The sequence below is a fragment of the Acerihabitans sp. TG2 genome, from assembly GCF_035013185.1.
In the GTDB taxonomy this organism is placed as follows: domain Bacteria; phylum Pseudomonadota; class Gammaproteobacteria; order Enterobacterales; family Enterobacteriaceae; genus Acerihabitans.
Genome location: NZ_JAYGJO010000055.1, coordinates 1 through 9,342 on the forward strand (window position 1 = coordinate 1; position 9,342 = coordinate 9,342).

Below are 9,342 nucleotides of genomic sequence, written 5' to 3' on the forward strand. Positions count from 1 at the left end.
GGCTTTAGCCAGAACGCTGGTGATAGCGGCAGTCAGGGTAGTTTTACCATGGTCAACGTGGCCGATAGTACCGACGTTAACGTGTGGTTTTGTACGTTGAAACTTTTCTTTAGACATCGATTGTCCCTCTAAGACACGAATAAACCGGTGTTATCACCACATTAACCAGGCTGAAACCTGATAAATTTATTTCTAACAGAAAGTGAATCAGGAGGGAGACTAGAAAGTGGTGCTGATAGGCAGATTCGAACTGCCGACCTCACCCTTACCAAGGGTGCGCTCTACCAACTGAGCTATATCAGCACATTTGGAGCGGGCAGTGGGGATCGAACCCACGTCATCAGCTTGGAAGGCTGAGGTAATAGCCATTATACGATGCCCGCATCTTTGAACTCGGCTACCTGATATTTCTGTAGATTGTTGAAAGACCCGTTGGTTCCGAGTCTTGATCGAAGGTTCTCACCTTCTTCTTCAGTGTGCAACGATTTATCACACTCAAGATTATCTCCGTTGCCAGAGACGAATTTGGTGGTGGGGGAAGGATTATTCGTCACTTCGTTCCTCACCCTTCGGGCCGTCGCAAGCGACGTTGTCTCGCGTTGCTCGACTCGAACCTTGTCGAAGGTTCTCAACCTTCCCCTTATTGCACAATGTGACTTTGCAGTAAGGATTATCTCCGTTGCCAGAGACGAATTTGGTGGTGGGGGAAGGATTCGAACCTTCGAAGTCAGTGACGGCAGATTTACAGTCTGCTCCCTTTGGCCGCTCGGGAACCCCACCTGATTATTTTGGTGCCGGCAGAAGGAGTCGAACCCTCGACCTACTGATTACAAGTCAGTTGCTCTACCAACTGAGCTATGCCGGCATCAAGTGCAGCGCATTCTAGGTAGAGCGGGCGACCTATGCAACAAAAAAATTGCGTAAACTGCACTTTCGCTCAGAAAACACCCGATTTTTGAAAATGTTTCACAATTTTGACTATTATTCAGCCTTGATGCCCCTTCCCAACCCGACACCGACACCCTAGTCATCACGCCCTTTTGGATGCGGCGCGATGATACCCAACTGCACCAATATAATGCAAATGCCCACGTGCCACCCGCCGGAGTTGTCCATTTTTTCGCGCTAATACGACCTAAGTAGGGTTTATTCAAACGGTTTTTGATCGCGGTTTTCTGAAAGAACATGGCATGTATCTTGCTTCCATTTAGAGCATAGTTCCTGTGGTATCACCGTCTGGAGGATGACAGTATGAAGATTGTACAACTTAATGCCGCAACCCTTCCTGTGTACCGTAACGACCTTGCAGAGCTATTGATCGACGCCGTAACCCAAGGGGCCTCAGTGGGATATACCGATACTCTCACGCGAGACGAGGCGCAAAATTATATTCATAATCTACGCACTGCGATGGCAAAAAATCATCTTTTGTTATGGATTGCCCGCGATCAACGGGGCATTGTCGGAAGCATCCAGTTGGATTTATGCATAAAACCGAATGGGCAAAACCGAGCTGAAATCCAAAAACTATTGGTACACAGCCAAGCTCGACGGCAAGGCATCGGCAAATCACTTATGGCAGTTCTGGAGAACGTCGCGCGCGATCGGCAACGTGGCTTGCTCTATCTGGATACTCAGTCCGGCTCCCTTGCAGAAGCGTTTTATCGTACGCTAGGGTACCGTTGCCTGGGTGAAATACCTGACTACGCCTGCACTCCCGACGGGTATTACCACCCCACCGTGATATATTACAAACGCTTATTTGCGGTTAACCAGCAATATAACGCGATTGCCAGCTAATCGCCAAAGCCCGGGGTATCAGCCCGATTAACCGTCGGCTTGAACCCCGTCCTTATTCTTGATGGTCAGCATTCCCGATGCCCAGCAGAAAAAACACTCTACGATATTAACGAAGCTGTCTATACTATGCAGCTTGTTTTCGTTCCGGGTGGGCTCAGCTGCCCCGATTGGACCTGCGCAACAGGCTGGCTAAGCTTATGATAAATCGTGATCAATCACTGACTACCCCCTACCTTCAGTTCAACCGGAAGCAATGGGCCGCTTTGCGTGATACGGTACCGCTAACGTTGACGCAGGAAGAGATCATTAAACTCAAAGGGATCAACGAAGATCTCTCGTTGGATGAAGTCACGGAAATTTATTTGCCATTGTCGCGCTTAATTAATTTTTATATCAGTTCCAATCTAAGACGCCAAGCCGTTTTGGAGCAGTTTCTGGGCACCAATAGTGAGCGTATTCCGTATGTGATTGGCATCGCCGGCAGTGTTGCGGTGGGCAAAAGTACCACTGCCCGCGTATTACAAGCGTTACTGAGCCGGTGGCCTGAGCATCGTTCGGTTGAGTTAGTGACCACCGATGGATTTCTTTATCCCAATAGCGTGCTAAAAGAGCGGGCGTTGATGACGAAGAAGGGCTTCCCTGAATCCTATGACATGCGCAGCCTGGTTAATTTTGTATCCGAGGTAAAATCCGGGGCGAGTAAAGTTGTCGCGCCAGTCTATTCCCATCTGATATACGATATTGTTCATGATGACAGTAAAGTCATTTCACAGCCTGACATTCTTATTCTCGAAGGCTTAAACGTATTACAGAGCGGAATGGATTATCAGCACGGTTCGCACCATGTGTTTGTTTCAGATTTTGTTGATTTTTCTATCTATGTCGATGCGCCGGAAGATCTGTTAAAAAGCTGGTATATCAATAGATTCCTAAAATTTCGGCAAGGGGCATTTTCCAATCCGGACTCTTATTTCCATAACTATGCCAAATTACCGGAACAGGACGCTGTGAGAATAGCCTCTCAGCTTTGGGTCGAAATCAACGGATTAAACCTTAAGCAAAATATTCTGCCGACCCGAGAACGGGCGAGCCTTATCCTGACCAAAAGTGCCAATCACGCAGTAGATAATATTCGGTTAAGAAAATAGTACCCAAAGGCATGATATATTTTGCCCAATCATCAAGGGTGTTACCGCCCACGTAGCGAGATCTCGCCGCCAAGATAGGGTTTCACTTCCTTATCCTGTTCCAGCAGAAGCGCCCCTTGAGCGTCGATACCCCGAGCTATGCCATGAATTTCCCGCTCGCCTATCAACAACTTGACGGGGCGGTTATAATAATTATCCAGTACTTTCCAGCGTTTTTGGAAGGGGGCAAATCCTTCGCTTTCGAATTGCGGCAACGCGTCTCTAAGTCGGTTAACCAGCGTTGCTGCCAGTATATTGCGATCAATAGCAATACCGGCTTGCTGTAAGTTGATCCACCCTTGGTTAATCTTCTGGTTAGCGGATTCACTCATGGTCAGATTAATACCAATACCCATCACCAAATGCGCTGAATCCCCTGCTTTGCCGCTGATCTCAACGAGAATACCCGCCAATTTGCGGTCATTGAGATACAAATCATTGGGCCATTTTACCCTTACATCCCGCGCCCCTAGACTTTGAAGCACTTCCGCCATCACAATGCCAATGACCAGACTTAACCCAATGGCCGCCGCTGGCCCTTGTTCCAGACGCCAATAGATCGATAGGTAAAGATTGGCGCCAAAGGGCGAGATCCATTGTCGGCCCCTTCGACCACGCCCTTGAGACTGATACTCCGCCACACAGGCATCACCGGATGCCAAACTACCAATGCGCTCAACCAGATACTGGTTGGTTGAATCAATAACCGGTATCACGGCGATGTGTTTTCCGGGTAGATGGGGCAGAATTTTTTTTTCGTCGAGTAGATTTAGCGGCGCGTTCAGGCGGTATCCTTTGCCCGGTACGGTAAAGACATCTATCCCCCATTCCCTTAGGGTTTGAATATGTTTATTGATTGCCGCGCGGCTCATGCCTAAAGCCTCGCCAAACTGCTCTCCTGAGTGAAACTCCCCGTCGGCCAGCAAGCTGATCAACGTTAATGGGGTAGTAATCGCTTTCATGACAATACCCCTACCGCATCCACTTCGCCGTCAGCCCCAATAAAGCGCACCTCCGGCTCTAGCCACACGTTAAACCGCTGCGCAACAGATTGGCGTACATGGCGCGCCAGGGCGACGATATCGTCCCCTGTGGCATGCCCTTGATTGACTAATACCAGCGCCTGCTTCTCATGCACCGCTGCGCCGCCATGGCGATAACCTTTCAAGTTACACTGATCGATGAGCCATCCCGCAGCCAGTTTTATCCGACCGTCGGATTGCGGATAATGCGGCGCTTGGGGGTGGTGAAGCAGTATATCTGCGGCAATGTCGGCACCGACCACCGGATTTTTAAAAAAACTGCCGGCATTACCCGTAATATTTGGATCGGGCAGTTTATCCCGTCGCATTGAGCAGACGGTATCGAACACTTGCCTTGGCGTGACCGTCTCTCGGTCAAGATGTCTTAAGTCACCATAGGAGAGCACCGGCTGCCAGTTTTTGGCCAGGATAAGACCGACGGCCACGATCGCGTAGCTGTCGCGATAGTGATGTTTAAATATGCTATCCCGATAACCGAAGCGGCATTCATCTTTGGAAAGACGTATTTTTTTGCCGTTGTTCATATCAATCAGATCGACATATTCGCATACGGTTTTCACTTCGACACCATAGGCACCAATATTTTGGATGGGAGCCGAGCCGACACGACCGGGGATAAGGGCAAGATTTTCCAGGCCCGGCATTTCCCGCTCCAACGCAAAACAAACCAGGTTATGCCAGTCTTCACCGGCACCGACGTGTAGATGCCAGGCCTCTTTATCCTCTTGGACGTCGATACCATTAATACGGTTTAGCACAACGGTACCGGTAAAATGGTCTATGAACAGGACATTACTGCCGCTACCCAACAGAAGTATTGCTTGTGATCGTTTTTTAGCCGACTGCCATATTGCCATGAGTTCATCATCATTGTGCGCAGTGGCAATCTGCTGGGCGGTGGTATCGATCGCAAAGGTATTCAACTGTTTTACCGGCATACCGTCCATCATCATCGTTAGCCTGTCTTAAATCATCATGCGCGTATTCTACCTGATTTCACCGGATGCCAGTAAGGGACATCTGTCGCTGTTTATAGGTAAATGTTCGGTTGCGCAATGCAGTTGCCAAGAGGCTAACCGACTCAGTATCTGAGCCTTCGGGGTTATAGGTGCGATGATCGGCATAACTCCGTCCGGTTGGTGGTATTTAGCAATTGATCAGATCGCACAAACCGGGTTGAGCTCCATCAAAGGGATCGACTATTTAGCACGCCTATTTAGCGCCGCATTATCTTCACTGTTTATAAACACGCTCTACAACAATAAATCAGCGCACTTCATATTCCCATCATTTCCTTTTTTTCATTAAGGTATCTAATACAGCATCACTTTTGTGTCTTATTCTTATATAATAAAGTGATCGTGTTTATTTGTAAGGTAGGATTTCAATTAATTAGAAGAAGCAGCATAAAAATAGGCCTGATCTTAGGCGATCTCAAAAGGGAGGATCGTTGATTTTTTATGTTGTCTATTTTTTCTGGGGTAGTGTTATTCAAAAATATTTCATCATTTAATTTGTCTATACTTTTAAATTCCACTTCAAGAGGTTGTTTATTAAGTATCACAACTCACTTTTTTCCGACATAGCGTTCACACTACCGGTTTTATTTTTACATAACAGGATCATACGCTTTTTACCCAAAACCCTCTTTAGCTTTATAGGATTGATATATATAGTGTTCATAATTTATAAAAAGCTTGAAAGCTTTTTTTGCCATTAATAAAGTCCAAAGTATAAATTTCATCGTTGTTGTTTATTACATTTATTATAACACCATCAACACTTTCATCCGTTAAATCAACACCTGAACCGATTATTTTGTTAAGTCCACCACGCCCCTCCTTATAATTAACCCCACGTTTATTTATTTTAAGATCAGCATATATACAACCAATGAAGATTATTTTTTATAATTCAATAAAGAATACCCACAACCCAGCCATACCGCACTCAGAACCCCACGAGTGGACGCACCGAAAAATGCGCCCCTAATCGGTTATGTAAAAACAATTAATATTTTAACTTATAGGCACCGAACGTAATGATCAGGAGTGCCGCCGCGACGATGGAGAAGCCAATGTACAAGCTGGAGAAATGCGCGATAAAACCAATTAGCGCCGGGCCACCGAGTATGCCGAGGTAACCGAGCGTGGCAACCATTGCGACCGACATGTTCACCGGCATCACTTTCTCCTGACCGGCAAGGGTGATCAGCACTGGCGCGATATTTGCCACACCCATTCCGACCAGTGCAAAACCACATATCGGTAGGATGAAACCGGGTAACAGTACCACCATCAGATAACCGGCCGCCCCCAGAATGCCACCGGCCAACAGCACCCGCTTACGCCCGAGCGCGCTGATAATGGCATCACCAGTGAGACGCATTAGCGACATGGCAACGGCAAATACGGCTAAACCCCAGCCCGCATGTTCCAACGCCAGCCCGTGCTCACGGGTCAGAAATACGCCACTCCAGTCGAGCACTGCGCCTTCGGCCATAAAACAGATCATCGCCATAACCGCCATCAATATCAGACGGAAATTTGGTCTGGCCTTCGGTTTGCCTTCCGTATTTTCCTCTTCATGAGCGCCGAACGGCAATAGGCCACGGAATGAATATGCTGTCCCTAAGATAACCAGCGAAACAGCGTAGAATGTGCTGCCCTGCGGCGTAACGCCTGAGCTCAACAGTAATGCGCCACCACCGGCGCCGGCAATCCCGCCGACGCTCCATAGACAGTGAAAACCGGACATCAGCGCTTTACCCGCCGCCTGCTCCACGATGGCCCCCTGCACGTTGACCGCAACATCTGCCAGCCCAATGCCCATCCCGAAAATAAACAGGCTTAGCGCCAGTAACCATATCTCGCTGAACGTCGCCAGCAGCGGCAACATCAGGCAATACATCAACACCGCAGTGATGATCACACTACGGCAACCAAAGCGGCCGATGAATTTTCCCGAACCCAGCATCGAGAGCAATGAGCCTGCGCCGAGACACAACAACAACAGCCCCAGCGTGCCCGCTTCAGAATGTGTACGCAACTGTGCGTAAGGAACCAGAATGCCCCACAAACCCACCGCCATACCGGTGACAAAAAATATTGTCCGCGTGGCAACCCGCTTGGCCGGGGCACCCTTGCCAGCAGGCGTATTTTCAATTTCAGATGACAGTGACAAGGCATTCTCCAGCTAAGAAAAAGTACTTATTAAAAGACATTTAATAAGTACTGAGTATATTGGTGTGAGCTAACGAAAGTCAATGTGTGCGACGCGTTAAACGCCGAAAGCGACGTGATGGTTGTAGTTGTTTAAGGTCAGTTCGGTGATGCCTTGCAGATAATCCTGACGCATTGAAGGACGGTAGATCAACATGGGCATATGTTGTGTAGGAATATACTGATGGCAGCGCTCAAGCAACTGGGGGAGCAGTGTTTCACTGATTTTCGGGCCTGAAAGCGCAATGGTCGCCGGGTTGATGATGGCAGCAAGCGAGACGATCACTTTCGCCATTTCATCGACAACCGGCAGCTTATCCATATCTTTAAACGGTAGATTTGATACTTCCCCGGCAAACTGGCTGGCACCGTGCAATATTTGGCCGTTTATCACCATTCCACAGCCTAGACAGGGAACATCCGGTTTAAAAATATATGCCACAGGCGCTGTGACTCCGCTACAACTGCTGCGATAAAAACCATACGCGGTATAATTCATATCATTATCTACCTGCGCGTAAACGCCGAACTGCTCCTGCAGTTGTTGCTCTAGCGCGACACCGGCAAACGCGCTGATATCACAGGTAGCAACCGTCCCATTGACCACTACACCCGGCAGTCCGATCCCCAACGCTTTAATTCTGGGATATTCCTCCAGCAGGCTGGCGATCCGCAGATAAAACGTATCGAGCGTTAGCGGCAAAAAATGAACGTCTCCCTGCGCCAGACACCCACTCGTCGCCGAATTCACCGACCAAATAATCTGCGCCGCCTTATCACTGCCCTGCGCATACAGGCTCAGTACCGAGAGGTAATCAGGATTATAGGCATAACGCTGCGCAGGCCGTCCGACGCGAGAGACTTCCAGCTCCAAAGTCAGGACTTCACGGCGCAGTCTTAGTTCATTGAGCACCGTTCCACAGGTGGCGATACTCAACCCTGTTTCTTCAGCCAGTTCAGACTTTGTCGCCGAACCCAGTGATTTTAATGCGTTAGTGACCAGTACTACATTGCTGATCTTCATTTCCCGGGTCGTGCGGCTTAGCGGAGTCATCATGGTGCCTCGAGGGAGGGGTTAGGGGAATACGAGTAATTTAGCATAAAGTGGTGTGGTAAAAACGCGTTGGCGTTGCGGATTTGCAGCCAGAATATCATCAGCCAACCAATTGGAATGCATACTGTTTTCTTTCGCGGTGTTAAAACGATAAGCATCCGGTGCGTATGACTATTCCTCACTCGTATTGGCACTATTCAGCAAGTTGCCGTCGCTTCGGAATAATGTCTTGCAGGTGGGAGTCTGCATTGACCGTGGTTCATTTTATCGTACCTTAATTCACTTCACTCAATCCGCCAGATTGCAGCACTTTGGTTAGGAAGTACCATTGATGATGCTCAGGAATTTGATTTAGTGTCATCTGTACCTGATAACCCTGTTTTTCATAGAATGGCCGGGCTTGGAAACTCAATGTATCTACCCGTGCATAGAGGCAACCGCGGGCTCTGGCTTCCCGTTCTGCTGCGTGCATCAGTTTGCTGCCCATGCCTTCGCCGCGTAATTGGTCGGCAACCCATAGGTAGTCGATATTGAGCCAATTACCGAAGGTGCTACCCACCAATCCGGCTACTTTGCTGCCTATATCATTAAAGGTAAATACTGCTAGCGGTATCCGATCGATGCTACCGATATGTTGGCGATTGAATTTGAATAGCGGCTGTCGTATATCCTCAATATCTTTCTCGCTAGGCGTTGGCGTGACGGTGAGATGCATGATCTTTCTCCTTTTTGTCTGATTTATTTACGTTAAGATAGCTAATAATCTTGAGAATCGGTAGGTTTTTTATGAGGTTGTGCGGCTGGCGTCAGGCGCTGTAGGGTGGCCGGTCTAGCGTACCGATGTGGGCTCGGGTGCTCGGCTGGCGTCAGGCTCCGGGGGGTGGCCGGTCTAGCGTACCAGGGGGCGCTCGGTTGGCCGGGAACACCACGGCCAATTCGACCCCCACGGTGCGCTCCCCGGCCAGTCTGGTGTCGTTTTGGCCAACCTGCTTTATACGTTGGTTGCCGTCAGTTGCGGGCGAGCGTGGGTTTGGTTG

General features: G+C 48.8%; 8 protein-coding genes, 4 tRNA genes and 1 other RNA gene. 2 read left to right on the forward strand and 11 right to left on the reverse strand.

Features of this window, described 5'->3' with window-relative positions:
• The 6 genes from SJI19_RS24025 to SJI19_RS24050 form a co-directional block, all read right to left on the reverse strand.
• A partial coding sequence (locus SJI19_RS24025) for a GTP-binding protein (protein ID WP_323478245.1) occupies positions 1-117 on the reverse strand: 117 nt, incomplete at its 3' end.
• 110 nt (positions 118-227) lie between these two features.
• Positions 228-303: transfer RNA gene (locus SJI19_RS24030), tRNA-Thr, on the reverse strand.
• A gap of 5 nt (positions 304-308) precedes the next feature.
• Positions 309-383, reverse strand: a tRNA-Gly gene (locus SJI19_RS24035).
• Positions 384-526: 143 nt separating this feature from the next.
• Positions 527-653, reverse strand: a non-coding RNA gene (locus tag SJI19_RS24040) — RtT sRNA.
• Positions 654-695: 42 nt separating this feature from the next.
• A tRNA-Tyr gene (locus SJI19_RS24045) sits at positions 696-780 on the reverse strand.
• Between the two features lie 9 nt (positions 781-789).
• A tRNA-Thr gene (locus SJI19_RS24050) sits at positions 790-865 on the reverse strand.
• A gap of 386 nt (positions 866-1,251) precedes the next feature.
• Here SJI19_RS24050 and SJI19_RS24055 point away from each other — a divergent pair.
• A complete protein-coding gene (locus SJI19_RS24055; RefSeq protein WP_323480769.1) occupies positions 1,252-1,800 on the forward strand; it encodes a GNAT family N-acetyltransferase in 549 nt (182 codons plus the stop codon).
• A 197-nt stretch (positions 1,801-1,997) separates the two neighbouring features.
• Positions 1,998-2,948 (forward strand): type I pantothenate kinase, encoded by a 951-nt coding sequence (gene coaA / locus SJI19_RS24060; protein WP_323480770.1) that lies wholly within the window; start codon positions 1,998-2,000, stop codon positions 2,946-2,948.
• Positions 2,949-2,989: 41 nt separating this feature from the next.
• Here coaA and birA read toward each other — a convergent pair whose 3' ends face one another.
• The 5 genes from birA to SJI19_RS24085 all read right to left on the reverse strand — a co-directional run bounded on the left by birA (position 2,990) and on the right by SJI19_RS24085 (position 9,020).
• On the reverse strand, positions 2,990-3,949 hold the full coding sequence (birA, locus tag SJI19_RS24065) for a bifunctional biotin--[acetyl-CoA-carboxylase] ligase/biotin operon repressor BirA (protein WP_323480771.1): 960 nt from the start codon (positions 3,947-3,949) through the stop codon (positions 2,990-2,992).
• A complete protein-coding gene (gene murB / locus SJI19_RS24070) occupies positions 3,946-4,983 on the reverse strand; it encodes a UDP-N-acetylmuramate dehydrogenase (RefSeq protein WP_323480772.1) in 1,038 nt (345 codons plus the stop codon). The genes birA and murB overlap by 4 nt, the downstream gene beginning before the upstream one ends.
• 1,057 nt (positions 4,984-6,040) lie before the next feature.
• Entirely contained in the window at positions 6,041-7,213 is a 1,173-nt protein-coding gene (locus SJI19_RS24075) for an MFS transporter (RefSeq protein ID WP_323480773.1), read from the reverse strand.
• 96 nt (positions 7,214-7,309) lie between these two features.
• A complete protein-coding gene (locus SJI19_RS24080; protein WP_323480774.1) occupies positions 7,310-8,308 on the reverse strand; it encodes an ROK family protein in 999 nt (332 codons plus the stop codon).
• 271 nt (positions 8,309-8,579) lie between these two features.
• Positions 8,580-9,020 carry a GNAT family N-acetyltransferase gene (locus tag SJI19_RS24085; protein WP_323480775.1) on the reverse strand — a complete coding sequence of 147 codons (441 nt, stop codon included), beginning with the start codon at positions 9,018-9,020 and terminating at the stop codon, positions 8,580-8,582.
• Between the last annotated feature and the right edge of the window lie 322 nt (positions 9,021-9,342).

What these genes read in the sequence shown, in the direction of transcription:
- birA (WP_323480771.1), bottom strand. Translation starts at nt 3,949, where the DNA reads ATGAAAGCGATTACTACCCCATTAACGTTGATCAGCTTGCTGGCCGAC.
- SJI19_RS24055 (WP_323480769.1), top strand. Translation starts at nt 1,252, where the DNA reads ATGAAGATTGTACAACTTAATGCCGCAACCCTTCCTGTGTACCGTAAC.
- murB (WP_323480772.1), bottom strand. Translation starts at nt 4,983, where the DNA reads ATGATGATGGACGGTATGCCGGTAAAACAGTTGAATACCTTTGCGATC.
- SJI19_RS24080 (WP_323480774.1), bottom strand. Translation starts at nt 8,308, where the DNA reads ATGATGACTCCGCTAAGCCGCACGACCCGGGAAATGAAGATCAGCAAT.
- SJI19_RS24085 (WP_323480775.1), bottom strand. Translation starts at nt 9,020, where the DNA reads ATGCATCTCACCGTCACGCCAACGCCTAGCGAGAAAGATATTGAGGAT.
- coaA (WP_323480770.1), top strand. Translation starts at nt 1,998, where the DNA reads ATGATAAATCGTGATCAATCACTGACTACCCCCTACCTTCAGTTCAAC.